Origin of the sequence: Streptomyces sp. NPDC045431, assembly GCF_040646655.1 — a bacterium.
In the GTDB taxonomy this organism is placed as follows: domain Bacteria; phylum Actinomycetota; class Actinomycetes; order Streptomycetales; family Streptomycetaceae; genus Streptomyces.
In genome coordinates, this window is sequence record NZ_JBEZAQ010000004.1 from 304,746 (window position 1) to 322,144 (window position 17,399).

A 17,399-nucleotide genomic window follows, 5' to 3' on the forward strand; every position below is an offset into this window, starting at 1 on the left:
ATGGACCAGCAGGTTCCCGAAGGCGCGATAGCCGTCGTCGGCATGAGCGGGCGCTTCCCCGGCGCCCCCGACCTGGCCGCCTACTGGGCGAACCTCCGGGGCGGCGTCTGCTCGCTCACGGACTTCGACGCCCCGGCGGGCGAGGTCGGCACCAAGGGCCTCCTCGCGGACGCCGACCGCTTCGAGGCGGACCTCTTCGGCTTCCACCGCACCGAGGCCGCCGCGCTCGACCCACAGCACCGGCTGCTGCTGGAGACGGCGTGGGCGGCGCTGGAGGACGCGGGGTACGACCCGCTGCGGGCGCCCGCCCGCACGGGCGTGTACGTCGGCGGCTCGCCCACCGAGCACGCGCTGGCCGCCGCCACCGGCCGCGAGCCGGCGGCCCGGATCGGCGCGACGCAGGTGCGGCTCCTCACCGACCGGGAGTTCCTGGCACCGTGGATCTCGTACCGGCTGGGGCTCGACGGGCCGAGCATGAACGTCCAGACGGCGTGTTCGACGTCGCTGACCGCCGTGCACCTGGCGGCGCAGGCGCTGCTGCTGGGCGAGTGCGACACCGCGCTCGCGGGCGGCGTCTCGGTCGACGCCGTACGGCCCCGGGGGTACGTCCACGTCGACGGCGGGATCTACGCGCCGGACGGGCGGTGCCGGCCCTTCGACGAGAAGGCGGCCGGGACCGTGCCCGGCAACGGCGTCGGCGTGGTCGTCCTGCGGCGCCTGGAGGACGCGCTGGCGGACGGTGACCCGGTGCGCGCGGTGCTGCGCGGCTCGGCGGTGACGAACGACGGGGCGACGAAGGTCGGGTTCACGGCCCCGGGCGTGGACCGGCAGACGGCGGCGATCGCGGAGGCGTGGGAGGCGGCCGGCCTGGACCCGGCGCGGGTGCAGTACCTGGAGGCGCACGGGACGGGCACGGAGCTCGGCGACCGGATCGAACTGGCGGCGGCGGGCGCGGCGTTCGCCGGGGCGTCCGGCGTGCGACTGGGGTCGGTCAAGTCGAACATCGGACACCTGGACGCGGCGGCGGGGGTGGCCGCCCTCATCAAGACGGTGCTGATGCTGGAGCACGGCGCGCTGGCGCCGACGGTCAACGTCGAGTCGCCCCATCCGGACCTGGAGTCGTCGCCGTTCCGGCTGGTCACGGAGGCGGGCACCGTGTGGCCGCGCCCGGCGGACGGCTCGGGCCGGCTCGCGGGCGTGACGTCGGTCGGCATCGGCGGGACGAACGTGCACGTGGTGCTGGAGGAGGCGCCGCCGCGACCGGCCCCGGCACCCGCCCCTGCCGGTGGTCCGTTCGTCCTGCCGCTGTCGGCCCGGACGGAGGGGCAACTCCAGGTGCTCGCCCGGCGCTTGGCGGAGTGGCTGCGCGCGGAGGGCGCGCCGTCGTCGCTCGCCGAGGTGGCGCACACCCTGCGCACCGGGCGCACCGCCCTGCCGGTGCGGACGTACGTCGTCGCCTCCGGCCCGGCCGAGGCCGCGGAGAAGCTGGCCGCCGGGGTGCGGGACCCGCATCCGCTGGGCGAGGCGTGGCTGGCGGGCGGGGAGGTGGCCTGGCCGGAGGCGCCGGAGGGCACGCGGCGGGTGAGCCTGCCGACGTACCCGTTCGCGGGCGAGAGCCACGGCGCGCTCACCCTGGAACGGCCCGTACAGCAGCCCGCCGCGGCGGAGGCCGACCCGGAAGGGGACCTTCAGGCGGCGGTGGCGGGGGCGCTGCGGGAGGCGCTGGGGCTCGACGCGTCCGAAGCGGCCCTGGACCGGACGTACTTCGAGGCGGGCGGTGACTCGCTGACCGCTGTGCACCTGGTGTCCCGGATGAGCGACGAGTTCGGCGTCGACGTACCGATCGACCTGTTCCTGGAGCAGTTGACGCTCGCCGAGCTGGCGGCCCGGATCGTGGAGCTGCGGTCGGGGGACGACGAACTCGGTGCGTTGCTGGACGAGTTCGAGTCGGAGGCGTGACCGTGGGGCGGGCGGCGGTGGACCTGCTCGATCCGCGCGTGCACGCCGAGGAGGACCTGCGCGGCGTGTGGCGGGAGCTGCGCCGCCGTGAGCCGGTGCGCTGGCAGCCCGTGGACCCGGCGCGGGGCGCGGCCGTGCCGGGCTTCTGGGTGGTGACGCGCCACGCGGACGTGGTGCGGGCGCTGCGGGACGCGCGGACGTTCTCGTCGGAGGGCGGGAACATGCTGGCCACGCTCCTCCAGGGGTACGACCGCGGGGCCGGGAAGATGCTCGTGGTGACGGACGGGGAGCGGCACGCGGCGCTGCGGCGGCTGCTGTCCGGCGGGTTCGGGCCCCGGCAGCTGGGGCCGGTGACGGAGTCGATCACGCGCGCGACGCGGGAGCTGCTGGCGGAGGCGGTGACGCGCAGTGGCTCGGGAGAGTCCGTCGACTTCGTGGCGGAGGTCGCCGCGCAGGTGCCGCTGCGGGCGATCTGCGAGCTGCTGGGTGTGCCGGCGGCGGACCGGGCGCGGGTGCTGGAGCTGACGAACGCGGCGATGCTGGGCGAGGAGAGCGCCTCGGCGTCCGTCGAGGTGCGGATCGCGCAGAGCGAGCTCCTGCACTACTACCTGCGGCTGGCGGCCGAGCGGCGCGAGGCGCCCGGCTCCGACATCGTCAGCCTGCTGGTGGCCGGCACGGTCGACGGGCGCCCGCTCACCGAGGAGGAGACCCTCCTCAACTGCTACAACCTCATCATCGGCGGGGACGAGACGGCCCGGCTGTCGATGGCGGGCGGGCTGCTGGCGCTGGCCGCCCACCCCGAGCAGTGGGCGCGGCTGCGGGCGGACGCGTCGCTGGTCGGCCCGGCCGCCGAGGAGATCCTGCGCTGGACGACGCCGGTGGCCCACGTGGGCCGTACGGCCACGGCGGACACGGAGCTGGGGGACGGCACGCGGATCGCGGCGGGTGACGCGGTGACGCTGTGGTGCGCGTCGGCCAACTTCGACGAGGAGGCGTTCGACGGCCCGGACCGCTTCGACGTGGGGCGCGACCCGAACCGGCACGTCACCTTCGGCTTCGGCCCGCACTTCTGCCTGGGGGCGCAGCTCGCCCGGGTGGAGATCCGGGCGATGCTGGCCGAACTGCGCGCCCAGGTGTCCTCCTTCGAGGTGACGGGCCCGGCGCCGCGGCTGGCGTCGAACTTCGTCCGGGGGGTGAGCGCGCTGCCGGTGGCGTTCAGGAGGTGACGCCGTGCCTTCAGGAGGTGACGCGGCTCCGGTGGCGCTCCCCGGCGGAAGGCGCCGCGAGCGCGAGGCGCCGGTGGGTGCGGCGGAGCGCGTGCCGGGCGGCGTACGGGTGCAGGTGGCGGACGAGGGCCCAGTAGAGGCGGCCGCGGGTGTTGTGGACCTTCACGACGGTGCTGAGGGTGACGTCGTCCTCCCCGACGAGGACGGAGGCGCGGAAGTCCAGGTGCCCGGCGTCCTTCCCCAGCAGCAACTCGCTCTCCCCGGCGGCCTGTACGGGGAAGGGGAGGACGCCGCGCCAGGCGCGCGGGTCGCGGTCCATGCCGCGTTCGAGGGGCAGGCGGCAGGCGTCGGCGAAGTCGGGGCGGTCGAAGGCGTGCCGGGCGAGGCGCGCCGCGGCGGGGACCGGGGTGGCGGCGGGGCGGGGGTGGCCGAGCCGGTGCAGCAGCCGGACCCGTGGGGACCAGCGGGTGGCGGGGCGGGTGAGGCGGCCGGTGGCGGCGCGCTCCGCGTTGTCGAAGAGCTCCTCGATGACGGTGTCGTGGACCGGCAGGACGGCGAGCGCCCAGAGCAGGGTTTCCGCCAAGCCCACGCGTATCTCCAGGGCGTGGACGAGCCGGCACCGCGCGCCCCCGTCCAGCGGTTCGACCGAGAACCGGTGGTAGCCGCCCAGGGAGGCCGAGTCGAACCGGATGCCGCGGCCGGGCTCGTACGCGGTGACCCGGTAGCGGATCGAGCCGTGGCCGCCGTCGGCGCCGACGCCGAGCGGCCGGTCGAAACGCATGCCCGTCCAGGCGGGCGTCGGGAAGAGCGGGTCGTCCTCGCCGGCGAGCCGGTCGAGGAGGGCGCCGACCGTGTCGGCGGGCGCGTCGATGATCCGCTGGTGGACGTTCCGTACCGTGCGCATGGCGCACACCTCCATACGGGGGCGTATGTTTCTCCGTACGGTACCGTACGGTCATGGTCCCCCGACGCCCCGCCCCCCGGCAGACCGCCTCCCAACCACCCGCCTCCCGGCGCCGGTTGACCGCCCGCGACTGGGCCGACGCCGCCCTCACCGCGATCGGCGAGGGCGGTCTCGCGGCGGTCGCGGTGGAGCCGCTCGCCGCGCGCCTGGGCACGACGAAGGGCAGCTTCTACTGGCACTTCGCCAACCGGGAGGCGCTGATCGAGGCGGCGCTGCTGCGCTGGGAGGAGACCGGCACCGAGGCGGTCATCGCCGCCCTCGCCCCCGAACCGGACCCGGAGAAGCGGCTGCGCACGCTGTTCCTGAACGCCACGGCCTCGGCGGCGGAGGACTCCCTGGAGGTCTCCCTCCTCGCCACCGCCGACCACCCCCGGGTCGCGGCGGTCCTGCACCGCGTGACCGAGCGCCGCGTCGCCTACGTCTCCCGGCTCTTCGAGGAACTCGGCTTCCCCCCGGCCGCCGCCGCCCGCCGGGCACTGCTGGCCTACACCTCGTACCTGGGCCACACCCATCTGACGCACGCGGCCCCGGGGGCGCTGCCGCGGGACCCGGAGTACCTGGAGTCGGTGCTGGAGACGCTGCTGCGGAAGGCGTGACGGGCGCGGGCCGGCGGCACGGGCCTGACCGCCGTCACGCCGAGCGCTTGCGCGGAGTCGCCTTCTTGGCGGGGGCCTTCTTCGCCGCCGGCTTCTTCTCCGCCGCCTTCGCGGTCTTGGAGGTGGACTTGCGGGACGCGGCCGGCTTCTTCTCCCCCGACTCGGCGGACTTGGCGGTCTTCGCGGTGGACTTCTTCGCGCCCGTCTCCTTCGGCGCCGCCTGCGCCTTCTTGCGCGGCCGCGGGGACAGCTCCGTCACCGAGGCCTCGGCGGGGGCGGGCTCGCCGCGGGCCTCGCGGGCGGCGCGGACGCTGTTCTCCAGGGCGGCCATCAGGTCGATGACCTGGCCGCCCCGTTCCTTCTTGGGCTCCGCCGGGACCTCCAGGCCGCCCTCCGCCTTGGCGGCGATGAGCTCCTCCACCGCCTCCCGGTAGTCGTCGTGGAGGGTGTGGATGTCGACCTCGCCGAGCGTGTCCATCAGGGCGTCCGCGAGGTCGAGTTCGGCGTCCCGGACCGTGACGGCGGTGTCGGGGGCGACGCCCTCGGGGGCGCGGATCTCGTCCGGCCAGAGCAGGCCGTGCATGGCGATCACGTCGTCGACGACGCGCAGCATGCCCAGCCGCTCCCGTCCCCGCAGGGCGAACTTGGCGATGGCGACCCGGTCGCTGCGCTTGAGCGCCTCGCGCAGCAGGGTGTACGGCTTGGCGGCCGGGACGCCGTTCGCCGCGAGGTAGTACGCCGCGTCCATCTGGAGCGGATCGATCTCCGACGACGGGACGAAGGCGACGATCTCGATCGTCTTGGCGGTCGGCAGCGGCAGCGCGGACAGGTCCTCGTCGGTGATCGGGATCATCGTGCCGTCGGCCTCTTCGTACGCCTTGCCGATCTCCGACGTCTGGACCTCCTCGCCGTCCAGCTCGCACACCTTGCGGTAGCGGATGCGGCCGCCGTCCTCGAGGTGGATCTGCCGGAAGGAGACGGACTTGTTCTCGGTGGCGTTCACCAGCTTGATGGGGATGCTGACCAGGCCAAAGGAAATCGCACCATTCCAAATGGACCGCACGGTTCGTCCCTTTCATCCCGTTCGTCCCGGTTTCATGGGATTCTCATCGTATGACGCCGATCACCGAGGTGGAGGGGCGACGGCTGGCGCTCAGCAACCTGGACAAGGTCATCCACCCCGCCACCGGCACCACCAAGGGCGAGATCCTGCACTACTACGCGACCGCCGCCGCCTGCCTGCTCCCCCACCTCCAGGGCCGCCCGCTGTCCTTCCTGCGCTACCCCGACGGCCCCGACGGCCAGCTGTTCTTCACCAAGAACCCGCCGCCCGGCACCCCCGCCTGGGTGCGGACCGTGCCCGTCCCCCGGACGGAGGACAAGGGCACCCGCCAGGTGGTCGTCGAGGACCTGGCCTCCCTGATGTGGGCGGCCAACCTGGTGGTGGAGTTCCACACCCCGCAGTGGCGGGCCGACGCCCCCGCCGAGGCCGACCGGCTCGTCCTCGACCTCGACCCCGGCGCGCCCGCCACCGTCGTGGAGTGCTGCCACGTCGCCGTCTGGCTGCGCGAGCGGCTCGCCGCCGACGGCCTGGAGGCGTACGCCAAGACCTCCGGCGCCAAGGGGCTGCACCTGTACGCGGCGCTGGAGCCCGCGCCCTCCGAACGGGTCTCGGCGTACGCGAAGAAGCTCGCCGTCGAGGCGGAGGCGGAGCTCGCCGGGCTGGTCGTGCACCGGATGACCAAGGCGCTGCGACCCGGCAAGGTCTTCGTCGACCACAGCCAGAACGCCGCCGCCAAGACCACGGCCGCCCCCTACACCCTGCGGGCCCGCCGCGAGCCGGTCGTCTCCACGCCCGTCACCTGGGACGAGGTCGAGGCCTGCGGCCACCCCTCGCAGCTCGCCTTCCGCATCGAGGACCTCGCGCCGCGCCTCCAGCGGTACGGCGACCTCCTCGCGCCGCTGCTCGACCCGGACCGCGCCGGGGTCCTGCCATGACGACGGCCGCCGCCCTGCGACCGCCCGTGCGGGTCGCGCTCGCCGAGACGGTGGGCGCACTGCCGCGCGAGGCGGGACTCGCGTACGAACCGAAGTTCGACGGGCACCGGATGGTGATCTTCCGCCAGAGCGGTGACGACGTGGTGCTCCAGGCGCGCTCCGGGCGGATCATCACCGCCGCGTTCCCCGACCTCGCCGCGGCCGCCCGGCACCTCCCGGCGGGCACGGTCCTCGACGGCGAGGTGGTGGTCTGGCGCGAGGGCCGCACCGACTTCGCCGCCGTCCAGGGCCGGGCCTTCGCCACGCCCGGCCGCGCCCCCGGGCTCGCGCGGCGGCTGCCCGCCTCGTACGCCGCCTTCGACGTGCTGGCGGCGGACGGCGCCGACCTGCGACCGGTGCGCTACGACTGGCGGCGCGAACGGCTGGTGGAGCTGCTCGCGGAGCTCGGGCCGCCGATCCAGGCGGTGCCGATGACGACCGACCCGGAGCTGGCGGAGACCTGGTACGAGACGCTCCCCGAGATCGGCGTGGAGGGGCTCGTGATCAAGCGGCTCGACCAGCCGTACAAGCCGGGCAAGCGCGTCTGGCGCAAGTACCGGCATACCGACACCAAGGACGCGGTGGTCGTCGGGTTCACGGGCGCGCGGGAGCGGCCGGCCGCGCTGGTGCTGGTCCTGCCGGACGACGACGTCCCGGTGGTCTCCAGCCCGCTGCCGCCCGTCCTGCGCTCCCGCGCGGGCGCGGCGCTGCGGGAGCTCACCCCCGGCGAGCCGGCGACCGCGCAGGCCGTCGGCATCGGCGACGTCGCTTACCGGTCCGTACCGCCGGAGCTGACGGCGGAGGTGGCGACGGGCACGACGCGGCACACGGTGACGACGGTGCTCAGGCTGAAGGGCTAAACGGGGAACCACGTGCGGCGGTCGCGTGCCGTCGCGTACAGCGCCTCCACGTCCGCCGGCTTCACTACACCGCCGAGCGCCGCGAGCGACGGGATCTCGCCGTCCCGCACCACCCGAACGTCCCACGTGCCCCGCACGTCACGGACCGGGTCCAGGCGGGCCGCGTCCACCACCGCGAGGAGCGGCCGCACCGCCGTGGCCAGGGCATGTGCGGCCCGCTCGGCGTCGCGGCGCAGCCACCGCAGGTGCGGGCGCGGCTCGGCGCGGCCCACCGCGACGTCCGGGTCGGCGATCCGCACCCGGTGGCCGCGCGCGGCGAGGGTGCGGACCGCGAACACCCCGCCGGGGCCGATCGCCAGGTGGTCCAGGTACGACGCGCCCGGCAGCGGTACGGAGTGCAGGACGCGCCAGCCGGCGCGGTCCAGCCGGTCGAGGGCATCGCCGACGCGCTGCCGCGCCGCGAGCTCGGCGGGGCGCGGATCGCGCCCGAAGCGGCGCGGCGGGGTCCGGCCGAGCGCCAGGTGCAGGGCCTCGCCGGGGCGGTTGGGCGCCAGGTCGTCGTCGGGGTGGAGGGAGAGTCGCCGCAGGTCGGCGGGGGTGGGGACGGGCGGCGGCCCGATGGTGACGGTCCCGGTGACGAAGGGTGCGAGGGCCGCCATGACGGCGTCGGCGTACGCGTCCTGGAGCAGGCTGATCCGGCCGCTGTCCCGGTCGTACCAGGCGACCGCCCGGCCGTCGGGCAGGCTGACGTGCAGCCGGTCCCGGCCGTACCGGCGGGTCGGCGTGACCCGCAGTCCGCTCATGCGGCACCACCCCCACGCCCATGGGAACAGCCCCGCTCACGGGCGGCAAGACGCGGTACGACGGGTTTCGGCGCCGCGTGCCGCGCGTGTCGGAAGGGTGGCGATGCGTGTCCGATTGGCGGGTCATGGTTGCCGCCCGTGTGGTGCACTATTGCCCCCAAGTGCAGTGTTCACGGGGAGGGATGGGCATGTTCACGGGGATCGACGAGGTCGACTGGGCCTCGCTGGGTCATGCCTACGGACCCGCCGACGACGTGCCCGCGCTGCTGCGCGGGCTGGCCTCCGGCGACCCGGCCGAGCGCGAGGCCGCGCTGGACGGGATGTACGGAACGGTGCACCACCAGGGGGACGTGTACGACTCGACGCTGGCCTGCATCCCGTTCCTGCTGGAGCTGGTGGCCTCCCCGGAGGTGCAGGACCGCGGCTGCATCATCGAGTTGCTGACCAGCATCGGCGGCATCGACCTGGGCGGCGACGACGAGGTGGCCGCGCTGGACCCGGAGGACGAGGGGTTCGAGGACGCGGCCAACTACGCGATGGCGTCGGCGGCCATCGCCGCCGGGGCGGACGTGTTCCTCGGGCTGCTGGGCGACAAGGACCGCGAGGTGCGGCTCGCCGCACCCGGCGCGCTGGCCTCGCTGCACGGCGACCCGGCCCGGGTGCTGGTGCTGCTACGGGAGCGGCTGACCGTCGAGACCGACACGGAGGTGCGGCTCGCGCTGGTCGAGGCGGTGGGCCGGATCGCCCTGCGCTACGAGTCGCTGCGCGACGAGACCGCCGAGTGGCTCGCCTGGCTGACGGACGCCGCGCAGGACCCGGCGCTGCGGCTGGCGTCGCTGGCGCAGCTGGCGCGGTGCGCGCCCGCGCGGCTGCCGTCGGACGTGGTGGGGCGGGTGACGGGGCTGCTGGCGGCGCTGCGGCGGACACCGCGTACGGAGCCCGCCCTGGAGGTGAGGCCCGCGCTGGAGGTGTGGCCCGCCCTGGAGGTGGAGCCGGCCCGGGAGACCGAGCCGTTCGGCCGCGCCCTGTGGTCCCCGTTGCCGGCCGGGTACGCGTGGGAGGAGTACGACGCGCACGGGTCGGGGGCGGGGACGGGGACGGGGGCGGGGGCGGGATGCGGCACGGCGTGGGCGGACGACCTGCTGCGGACGCTGCACTGCGCTCTGGACGACCGGGTCGACGACCGCATCGGGCTCGTCACGTACCAGCTGCGCAGCCCCGACTGGGGGCAGCGGGCCGACGCCGTGTGGATGTGCGGGGGCCTGGTCCAGACGTGGCGGGGGGCGTACGACGAGGTGGTGCGGCTCGTCGGGGCGCAGCTGACCCACCCCGAGCCGCGGCTGCGGACCGCGGCCGCGGCCTGGCTGGAGGGCCTGTTCGAGCTGGCGCGCCCGGCCGCCGACGCGCTGGCGGCGCGGGTGGCGGCGGATCCGGCGCCCTGGGAGCCGGAGCGGGTGGGCGGCCCGGCGTGGCTGGGCAGCGCGCTCCTCGCGCTCACCCGCGCGGGCGACGCCCGGGCGGTGCCCGCACTGGCCTGCGCCCTGGACGAGCCCGAGCTCAACGTGCACCTGATGTACGCGGTGCCGCACCTGGGGGAGGCGGCCGCGCCGCTCGCGCCCGCGCTGCGGCGGCGGCTGGCCGGGCTGCCGCTGGACGACCGGCTGAGCGAGCAGGCGGGGCCGCTGCTGCTGGCGCTGGCGCACCTGCGGGCGGTGGAGGCGCTGCCGGAGGTGGTGCGGGTGCTGCGCGGGGCGCCCGCCTTCCGCCGCGAGTGGGTGGTGGAGTCGGCGCTGCGCGCGGTGGCGGCGTTCGGGCCGGCGGCCCGTGAGGTGGCGGGGGACCTGCGGGCGCTGCTGGGCGGCGGCTCGGCGGGGCTGGTGAGCATGGCGGCCCGGGCCCTGTGGGCGGTGGACGGCGACGCCGGGCCCGTACTGCCGAGACTCAGAGCCCTGCTGCGGGCGCCGGACGCGCACGAGCGGCGGGAGGCGGCGTGGGCGGTGGGCGCGATCGGCGGGGCGGCCCGGGCGGCGGCGCCGGAGCTGCGCGCCTGCCTGACGGCACCGGACCTGTGGCTGCGGGTGGACGCGGCGGTGGCGCTGTGCCGGGTGACCGGGGACGTACAGGAGGCGCTGCCGGTGCTGGTGGCGGCCTGGCGGGAGAACCGTTACACGCGGGTGGAGATCGCCGAGTGCCTCGCCGAGCTGGGGCCCGTCGCGGCCCAGCCGGCCGCGCCGCTGCTGCGCAGCGAGCTGGCCCGGCAGCGCAGGCACAACGTCTCGGAGGGCAGCTCCGGCGACCACGACATCCACCATGACGAGAAGCTGCTGGCGCTGTGCCGCCGGGGGCTGGGGCACCGGCCGGCCGCCGCCGGTCGACAAAAAGGACTTCCCTCCGAATAAGGTTTACGGGACGAACGAGGTCGACGAGACCGCCCCCGGCCGAGAGGCCGCCCGGCCGAGAGCAGGAGCACCAGGACCACCGTGAGCCGCCCGCACCGCCGCGCCGCGTACGCGGCGCTCCTGCTGCCCGCCGCCGCTTCGCTCGGCGCGCTGCTGCTGGCGGGCTGCGACGACCCCGGCGCCCTGGAGAGCGCGGGCCCCACGCCGACGGCGGTCGGGCCGGTCCGCCTCTGGCCCGACCTGCCGCCGGTGACGGCACCGCCGATCGACTACGGCGAGAGCGACGCCGAGCGCGTCCCCGGCATCCGCGTCCCGGACGGCGATGTGCGCAAGGCGGACCCGGTGGCGGTGGTCCGGGCGGAGGTGGCCGCCCACCCGGACCAGTACAGCGGCCCGGACGGCATGTACGAGGAGACGGCGCGGGCCATCGAGCGGTGCGGCAGCGCGCCCAGGGCGTGCCCGGTCCTCACGCCGTACTACCGGGACCTGACCGGTGACGGCAGGGAGGAGCTGATCGTCGGCATCCGGATGCCGGACCAGCAGCTGGGGCTGCGCGTCTACCTGCCCGAGCGGGGCGGGCTCACGCGGATCATGTCGACGGTGGAGCAGATCGTGAGCGTGGAGCTCGCGGGCAAGGACCTGGTGACGCGCGTGGTCTCGGCGGGCATCCCCGGCTACGAGTACCGCACGGCGTGGACGTGGGACGGGCAGCAGCGGACGATGCTGCCGACGCGCGACGAGATCATCCGCGTCAAGCCGTCCGCGCCGCGCCCGGACACGGCGGCCCCGCGCCTGTCGGAGCCGCCGACACCCGCGCCCGTGCCCTCCGGGGAGACCCCGTGACCGCGGAGCGCACCCGCCGGACCGGAGGGGCCCCGCGCCGGCCCCGCCGGCCCCGGCTCCCCGCCTGGACCGCGACGCTGACCTGGAAGGCCGCCGTCTTCATCGCCGTCATGTGCTGCGCCCTGGCGGCGCTCCTCGGCGCCCTCGTCCACGTCTCCGTGAGCCGCCAGACCGTCGAGTCGGCCCGCGAGAAGGCCCTGGACCGGCTGGAGGAGGTCACCGCCGCCTACGAGGCGGGCGAGCCGCTCCCCCGGTTCGCGGGCGTGGACCCGCCCGGCCTGCCGCCGTCCCTGCGCGACCTCGCCACCAGCGGCCGCCGCGGCACGGTGGTGGCGGACTTCGAGAACCGGCCCACCATGTGGGCGGCCGGGCCCGCCGACGGCCGGGCGCTCGCCGTGCGCGTGGACTACTCGCTGAGCGCGCGCACCATCAGCGGCCTGGACCAGGCGATCGTCGGCTCCTCGGTGCTGGCGATCGGCGCGACCCTGCTGGTGGGCGCGTTCGCGGTCACCCGGGTCACGCGGCGCCTGCACCTCACGGCGCAGGTGGCGCGGCGGATCAGCGCGGGAGACCTGGACGCGCGCGTCCACGATCCCCGTACGAAGGACCCGTCGCGCCCCCAGGACGAGGTCGCGACCGTCTCGGTGGCGCTGGACACGATGGCGTCGAGCCTCCAGGACAAGCTGCTGAGCGAGCAGCGCTTCACGGCGGACGTGGCGCACGAGCTGCGTACGCCGCTGACGGGCCTGTCGGCGGCGGCCGAGCTGCTGCCGCCGGGCCGCCCGGCGGAGCTCGTGCGGGACAGGGTGCGGGCGATGCGCGCGCTGACCGAGGACCTGCTGGAGATCTCGCGGCTGGACGCCCGCACCGAGCAGGTCGACCTCGACGTCCACGACCTGGGCCCCCTCGCCGAGCGCGCGGCCCGCGCGCCGGGCGGCGAGACGCGCGTACACGTGGTCCGCGACGCGCGCGTGGAGACCGACAAGCGGCGCCTGGAGCGCGTGCTGGGCAACCTCGTCGCCAACGCCCACAAGCACGGTCGGCCGCCCGTCACCCTCACCGTGGACGGGCCGGTGGTGACCGTCCGGGACCACGGGCCCGGTTATCCGCCCTACCTCCTGGAGCACGGCCCGCAGCGCTTCCGCACGGAGAGCGGCACCAAGGGCCACGGCCTCGGCCTGACGATCGCGGCGGGCCAGGCGGCCGTCATCGGCGCGGAGCTGACGTTCGCCAACGCCCCCGACGGCGGCGCCGAGGCCCGCCTGACCCTCCCGGAGTACGTCGACCTCACGGACGACACCGCCTGAGGCGACACGGCGGGAAGCATCACGGCGGGAAGCGACACGGCGGGAAGCGACACGGCAGGAAGCGACACGGCGGGAGGCGACACCGCCCGAGGGCACAAAATGTGACATAACGCCAAATTCCCCCCACCTCTTGCTACGTTGCGGAGCATGACCGCACAGAGTGCCCCGCCCCCGAGCAAGCGCCGCGGCGTGGAGCTGTCGCTGCTCGTCGCGGCCGCGCTCATCGCCGTGTACGGCTACGCCGCCGTCGGCCTCGCCCGCCACGGCGCCGTGCCCCCGGACACCGCCACCTACGGCGCCGGGCTCAGCCTCCTCGCGCTCCTCGCGCACCTCGCGGTCCGCCTCCGCGCGCCGTACGCCGACCCGCTGTTCCTCCCCATCGCGGTCCTGCTCAACGGCCTCGGGCTGGTCCTGATCTACCGCCTCGACCAGGAGACCCCGGGCGACCACGCCGCGCCCACCCAGCTCGTCTGGTCGACCCTCGGCGTCGGGCTGTTCATCGTCGCCGTCGTCTTCCTGCGCGACCACCGGCTGCTCCAGCGGTACGCGTACGTCTCGGTCGCCGCCGCGCTGGTGCTGCTCTCCGTGCCGATCTTCTTCCCGGCCGTCAACGGCGCCAAGATCTGGATCCGGATCGGCGGCCTGTCCTTCCAGCCGGGCGAGTTCGCCAAGATCCTGCTCGCCGTCTTCTTCGCCTCCTACCTCGCCGTCAACCACGAGGTACTGGGCCGGGTCCGGGGCCTCCGGCTGCCCGCCGGGCGCGTCCTCGGCCCGGTCGTGGCCATCTGGGTGGTGAGCGTCGGGGTGCTGGTCCTGGAGCGGGACCTCGGCACCTCGCTGCTCTTCTTCGGCCTCTTCGTGATCATGCTGTACGTGGCGACCGGCCGCACCGGCTGGATCGCGGTCGGGGTCCTGCTCGCCGGGATCGGCGCCTTCGTCGTCGGCAGCCTGGAGCCGCACGTCAACGGGCGCGTCGAGGACTGGCTGGACCCCTTCGCCTCCATCGAGGCGGGGCAGGGCCCGGGGCAGCTCGCCCAGTCGCTGTTCGCGTTCGCCGCCGGCGGGGTGCTCGGCACGGGCCTGGGCCTCGGCGAGTCGACCCTCATCGGCTTCGCCGCCAAGTCCGACTTCATCCTCGCCACCGTCGGGGAGGAGCTGGGCCTCGCGGGCCTCACCGCGCTGTTCATGCTGTACGCGCTCCTCGTCGCACGCGGCTACCGCACCGGCCTCGAACTGCACGACCCCTTCGGCCGGCTCCTCGCGACCGGGCTCGCCTCCATCGTGGCGCTCCAGGTCTTCGTCATCGCGGGCGGCGTGATGGGGCTCATCCCGCTCACCGGGATGGCGATGCCGTTCCTCGCCCAGGGCGGCTCGTCGGTCGTCACCAACTGGATCATCGTGGCGCTGCTGATCCGGGTCAGCGACTCGGCGCGCGCCCCCGCCGAGCCGGCCCCGGAGCCCGCCCCCGTACCCGCGCGGGGCCCTGGGGACAGGGCCCTGACGTCCGCCACCCGCACCGCCCCGACCGCCCCGAAGGACGCCCGGTGATCCGCTACATCCGCCGCGCCGCCGCGCTGAGCTTCGTCCTGCTCGTCGCGCTCCTCCTCAACGCCGCGCGCGTCCAGATCGTCCAGGCGCCCTCGCTCGACAAGAACCCCGCCAACCGCCGCCCCACGATGGCCCGGTACGCCCAGCCGCGCGGCGACATCGTCGTCGGCGGCCAGGCCGTCACCGGCTCGCGCGACACCGGCCAGACGCTGCGCTACGAGCGCACCTACCGCGACGGCCCGCTCTACGCGCCCGTCACCGGCTACGCCTCGCAGACGTACGGCACCACGCTCCTGGAGAACGCCGAGGACGCCGTCCTGTCCGGTACGAGCCCGCTGCTGGCGCCCTTCCCCTTCTGGAACGACCTCAGCCGCACCCGCCGCCCCGGCGGCCAGGTCGTCACCACCGTCGACCCGGTGCTCCAGCGGGCCGCGTACGAGGGGCTGGACGGCCGGCGCGGCGCGGTCGTGGCCCTCGAACCGTCGAGCGGCCGGGTCCTGGCGCTGGTGACGAGCCCTTCGTACGACCCCGGGCTGCTCTCCGGCACGGGGGAGGCGGTGACCGCCGCGTGGACGCGGCTGAACGCGGCGCCGGGGCGGCCGATGCTCAACCGGGCGCTCCGGCAGACGTACCCGCCGGGTTCCACCTTCAAGATCGTGACGGCGGCGGCCGCGCTGGACGCCGGGATCGTCACGGACGTCGACGCGCCGACGGGCGCCCCGGACCCGTACCTGCTGCCCCACACCCGCACGCCGCTCCCGAACGAGGCGAAGGGCTGCGCCGACGCCTCGCTCGCGTACGCCATCCGCTGGTCGTGCAACACCGTCATGGCGCACCTCGGGGTGAAGGTGGGGCTGGCCGGGATGCTGGACGCGGTGGCGCGCTTCGGCTTCAACGACGACGCGCTGCGCATCCCCTCGCGGGTGGCCCGCTCCAACTTCGACAGCGACATGACGGCGGACCAGCTCGCGCTCTCGGCCATCGGCCAGTACGACACCACGGCCACCCCGCTCCAGATGGCGATGGTCGCGGCGGCCGTCGCCAACGGCGGCGACCTCGCCCACCCGTACCTCGTGGAGCGCACCACCACCTCGGGCGGCCGGACCGTCGCCCAGACCGTGCGCCGCTCCTACCGGCAGGCGATGCAGCCGGTGACGGCGATGCGGCTGCGGCAGCTGATGCTGGACGTGGTGGAGCACGGCTCGGGCGGCAAGGCGGCCATCGAGGGTGCCCGGGTCGGCGGCAAGACCGGCACCGCTCAGCACGGCGTGGGCAACACGGGCACGCCGTACGCCTGGTTCATCGGGTGGGCGGAGGCGCCGAACGCGGGCCGTCCGGCGGTGGCGGTGGCGGTGGTCGTGGAGGACGCCAGCGCCAACCGCGAGGACATCAGCGGCAGCGGCAGCGCGGCGCCGATCGCCCGCGCGGTGATGGGAGCGGCGCTGGGCGCGGGTGATCGTCTCGCTCCGCGGAACGACTCCGGGCGGCCGTCCCCGCCGTGATTATCGTGCGCCCATGTCGACTGAACCCGCGTACGAACTCGCCCAGGTGAACATCTCCCGCCTCAAGTCTCCGCTCGACTCCCCCGAGTTGAAGGACTTCGTCGACGCGCTCGACCCGGTGAACGCGGTGGCCGACGCGGCGGACGGCTTCGTGTGGCGGCTGCAGAGCGAGGGCGGCAACGCCACGGACGTGCCGGTCTTCGGGGACGAGTGGCTGATCGTCAACCTGTCGGTGTGGCGGGACGTCGACGCCCTGACCGCCTTCATGTACGCGGGGCGACACCGGGAGCTGCTCAGCCGCCGCAACGAGTGGTTCGAGCGGATCAAGGAGGCGATGACCGCGCTGTGGTGGGTGGAGGCGGGCCACCGCCCCACGGTGGAGGAGGCCGAGAAGCGCCTCGTCCACCTCCGCGAGCACGGCCCGACACCGCACGCCTTCACCCTGCGCACCACCTTCCCGCCGGGAGCGGACCTGGGCTGACGGCCCGAGTCGTCCGGCTCAGCCCAGCGGCTTGCGGAGCTCCGCGCGCACCTTCGCGGTCGTCTCGGCGAGCGCGGCCAGGTCGACGTCCTCCGGCTGCTGCTCCGCGATCTCCGGCGTGACCAGGGCGACGAAGGAGGCGGTGTTGCCGTCGCCCCAGGCGCACATCGGCAGGGTGCTCGTCGTACCCATGTCCGTGGAGCGCGTCACCTGGCAGCTGATGGTCACGTCCGCGCCGGACGGCTTGAAGTCCTTCGGCCGCACGGCGAGGGTGGTGCCCTGCCCGGTCGCGCCGCCCTCCAGGATCTGGCGCCGCGTCAGGTCCGGCGACCTGAGCTGCCCGTAGAACCCGGAGACCACCAGCGCGCTGCCCGGCTCGCCGGTGTAGGTGGCGACGACGGACTTGGTGACCCGCACGCTGGGGTCCTTCGCGTCCTCCGCCTCGACGTCCTTGCCGTCCTTCTCGGAGGTGTCGCTGGTCAGCTTGTACGTGCCGTCCAGCACGGTGACGGGGGCCGTCAGCTTGTACTCGGCGGCCGGGAAGGAGCCACCGGCCTCGGAGACGGCCTTGACGGCCTGCGTGCCGACCCAGGCCAGCAGGCCGAGCACGGCGACGGACCCGGCGGCGATCCCGATGACGAGCCCGGTCCGCTTCTTCCGGGGCGCGGGCGGCGGCGCCCCGTACGGGCCCGGCGCCTGGCCGTAGGGCCCGGGGCCGTACGCGCCGGGCTGCGGCGGATACGGCTGCGGGTGCGCCTGCGGGTGCGCCTGCGGCGGATACGGCTGGGGCGGCCCGTACGGGCCCGGACCGGGCGGCGGCTGGTGCGGCGGAGGCGGCATGCTCATGCCCGCAGGCTACGACACGGGTACGACA

15 protein-coding genes are annotated in these 17,399 nt (G+C 75.3%); 11 read left to right on the forward strand and 4 right to left on the reverse strand.

Annotation, left to right across the window (positions count from 1 at the left end):
* Positions 1 to 1,959, forward strand: a complete 1,959-nt coding sequence (locus tag AB0A69_RS12445; protein WP_361419137.1) for a beta-ketoacyl synthase N-terminal-like domain-containing protein — start codon at positions 1 to 3, stop codon at positions 1,957 to 1,959.
* Positions 1,956 to 3,185: a cytochrome P450 gene (locus tag AB0A69_RS12450; RefSeq protein WP_361419140.1), complete on the forward strand. Its 1,230-nt coding sequence runs from the start codon at positions 1,956 to 1,958 to the stop codon at positions 3,183 to 3,185. Before AB0A69_RS12445 ends, AB0A69_RS12450 begins: the two co-directional genes overlap by 4 nt.
* Before the next feature lie 10 nt (positions 3,186 to 3,195).
* Here the strand turns inward: AB0A69_RS12450 and AB0A69_RS12455 are convergent, their stop codons facing one another.
* On the reverse strand, positions 3,196 to 4,089 hold the full coding sequence (locus tag AB0A69_RS12455) for a DUF2867 domain-containing protein (RefSeq protein WP_361419143.1): 894 nt from the start codon (positions 4,087 to 4,089) through the stop codon (positions 3,196 to 3,198).
* Positions 4,090 to 4,142: 53 nt separating this feature from the next.
* Here AB0A69_RS12455 and AB0A69_RS12460 point away from each other — a divergent pair, with 53 nt between their 5' ends.
* Positions 4,143 to 4,745: a TetR/AcrR family transcriptional regulator gene (locus tag AB0A69_RS12460; RefSeq protein WP_361419146.1), complete on the forward strand. Its 603-nt coding sequence runs from the start codon at positions 4,143 to 4,145 to the stop codon at positions 4,743 to 4,745.
* 34 nt (positions 4,746 to 4,779) lie between these two features.
* Here the strand turns inward: AB0A69_RS12460 and AB0A69_RS12465 are convergent, their stop codons facing one another.
* Positions 4,780 to 5,808 carry a Ku protein gene (locus AB0A69_RS12465; protein WP_361419149.1) on the reverse strand — a complete coding sequence of 343 codons (1,029 nt, stop codon included), beginning with the start codon at positions 5,806 to 5,808 and terminating at the stop codon, positions 4,780 to 4,782.
* A gap of 50 nt (positions 5,809 to 5,858) precedes the next feature.
* Between AB0A69_RS12465 and ligD the strand changes: the two genes are divergently transcribed.
* Positions 5,859 to 6,743 (forward strand): non-homologous end-joining DNA ligase, encoded by an 885-nt coding sequence (gene ligD / locus AB0A69_RS12470; RefSeq protein WP_361419151.1) that lies wholly within the window; start codon positions 5,859 to 5,861, stop codon positions 6,741 to 6,743.
* Positions 6,740 to 7,642 (forward strand): ATP-dependent DNA ligase, encoded by a 903-nt coding sequence (locus tag AB0A69_RS12475; protein ID WP_361419153.1) that lies wholly within the window; start codon positions 6,740 to 6,742, stop codon positions 7,640 to 7,642. Before ligD ends, AB0A69_RS12475 begins: the two co-directional genes overlap by 4 nt.
* Here the strand turns inward: AB0A69_RS12475 and AB0A69_RS12480 are convergent.
* Positions 7,639 to 8,445, reverse strand: coding sequence for a nuclease-related domain-containing protein (locus AB0A69_RS12480; RefSeq protein ID WP_361419155.1), 807 nt, complete (start codon positions 8,443 to 8,445; stop codon positions 7,639 to 7,641). The genes AB0A69_RS12475 and AB0A69_RS12480 overlap by 4 nt on opposite strands.
* 188 nt (positions 8,446 to 8,633) lie before the next feature.
* Between AB0A69_RS12480 and AB0A69_RS12485 the strand changes: the two genes are divergently transcribed.
* The 6 genes from AB0A69_RS12485 to AB0A69_RS12510 all read left to right on the forward strand — a co-directional run bounded on the left by AB0A69_RS12485 (position 8,634) and on the right by AB0A69_RS12510 (position 16,525).
* Positions 8,634 to 10,844, forward strand: a complete 2,211-nt coding sequence (locus tag AB0A69_RS12485; protein WP_361419158.1) for a PBS lyase — start codon at positions 8,634 to 8,636, stop codon at positions 10,842 to 10,844.
* A gap of 150 nt (positions 10,845 to 10,994) precedes the next feature.
* Positions 10,995 to 11,687, forward strand: coding sequence for a hypothetical protein (locus AB0A69_RS12490; protein ID WP_361419797.1), 693 nt, complete (start codon positions 10,995 to 10,997; stop codon positions 11,685 to 11,687).
* Positions 11,684 to 12,994 carry a HAMP domain-containing sensor histidine kinase gene (locus AB0A69_RS12495; RefSeq protein WP_361419161.1) on the forward strand — a complete coding sequence of 437 codons (1,311 nt, stop codon included), beginning with the start codon at positions 11,684 to 11,686 and terminating at the stop codon, positions 12,992 to 12,994. The genes AB0A69_RS12490 and AB0A69_RS12495 overlap by 4 nt, the downstream gene beginning before the upstream one ends.
* Positions 12,995 to 13,141: 147 nt before the next feature.
* The gene (locus AB0A69_RS12500; RefSeq protein WP_361419164.1) at positions 13,142 to 14,542 is read left to right on the forward strand and encodes an FtsW/RodA/SpoVE family cell cycle protein; all 1,401 of its coding nucleotides are present in this window, start codon (positions 13,142 to 13,144) and stop codon (positions 14,540 to 14,542) included.
* Positions 14,539 to 16,044, forward strand: a complete 1,506-nt coding sequence (locus tag AB0A69_RS12505) for a penicillin-binding transpeptidase domain-containing protein (protein ID WP_361419167.1) — start codon at positions 14,539 to 14,541, stop codon at positions 16,042 to 16,044. The genes AB0A69_RS12500 and AB0A69_RS12505 overlap by 4 nt, the downstream gene beginning before the upstream one ends.
* 13 nt (positions 16,045 to 16,057) lie before the next feature.
* The gene (locus tag AB0A69_RS12510; RefSeq protein WP_361419170.1) at positions 16,058 to 16,525 is read left to right on the forward strand and encodes a DUF3291 domain-containing protein; all 468 of its coding nucleotides are present in this window, start codon (positions 16,058 to 16,060) and stop codon (positions 16,523 to 16,525) included.
* Between the two features lie 18 nt (positions 16,526 to 16,543).
* Here the strand turns inward: AB0A69_RS12510 and AB0A69_RS12515 are convergent, their stop codons facing one another.
* On the reverse strand, positions 16,544 to 17,371 hold the full coding sequence (locus AB0A69_RS12515) for a hypothetical protein (RefSeq protein WP_361419173.1): 828 nt from the start codon (positions 17,369 to 17,371) through the stop codon (positions 16,544 to 16,546).
* Positions 17,372 to 17,399: the final 28 nt, after the last annotated feature.

What these genes read in the sequence shown, in the direction of transcription:
- AB0A69_RS12445 (WP_361419137.1), top strand. Translation starts at nt 1, where the DNA reads ATGGACCAGCAGGTTCCCGAAGGCGCGATAGCCGTCGTCGGCATGAGC.
- AB0A69_RS12455 (WP_361419143.1), bottom strand. Translation starts at nt 4,089, where the DNA reads ATGCGCACGGTACGGAACGTCCACCAGCGGATCATCGACGCGCCCGCC.
- AB0A69_RS12460 (WP_361419146.1), top strand. Translation starts at nt 4,143, where the DNA reads ATGGTCCCCCGACGCCCCGCCCCCCGGCAGACCGCCTCCCAACCACCC.
- ligD (WP_361419151.1), top strand. Translation starts at nt 5,859, where the DNA reads ATGACGCCGATCACCGAGGTGGAGGGGCGACGGCTGGCGCTCAGCAAC.
- AB0A69_RS12475 (WP_361419153.1), top strand. Translation starts at nt 6,740, where the DNA reads ATGACGACGGCCGCCGCCCTGCGACCGCCCGTGCGGGTCGCGCTCGCC.
- AB0A69_RS12480 (WP_361419155.1), bottom strand. Translation starts at nt 8,445, where the DNA reads ATGAGCGGACTGCGGGTCACGCCGACCCGCCGGTACGGCCGGGACCGG.
- AB0A69_RS12485 (WP_361419158.1), top strand. Translation starts at nt 8,634, where the DNA reads ATGTTCACGGGGATCGACGAGGTCGACTGGGCCTCGCTGGGTCATGCC.
- AB0A69_RS12500 (WP_361419164.1), top strand. Translation starts at nt 13,142, where the DNA reads ATGACCGCACAGAGTGCCCCGCCCCCGAGCAAGCGCCGCGGCGTGGAG.
- AB0A69_RS12510 (WP_361419170.1), top strand. Translation starts at nt 16,058, where the DNA reads ATGTCGACTGAACCCGCGTACGAACTCGCCCAGGTGAACATCTCCCGC.
- AB0A69_RS12515 (WP_361419173.1), bottom strand. Translation starts at nt 17,371, where the DNA reads ATGAGCATGCCGCCTCCGCCGCACCAGCCGCCGCCCGGTCCGGGCCCG.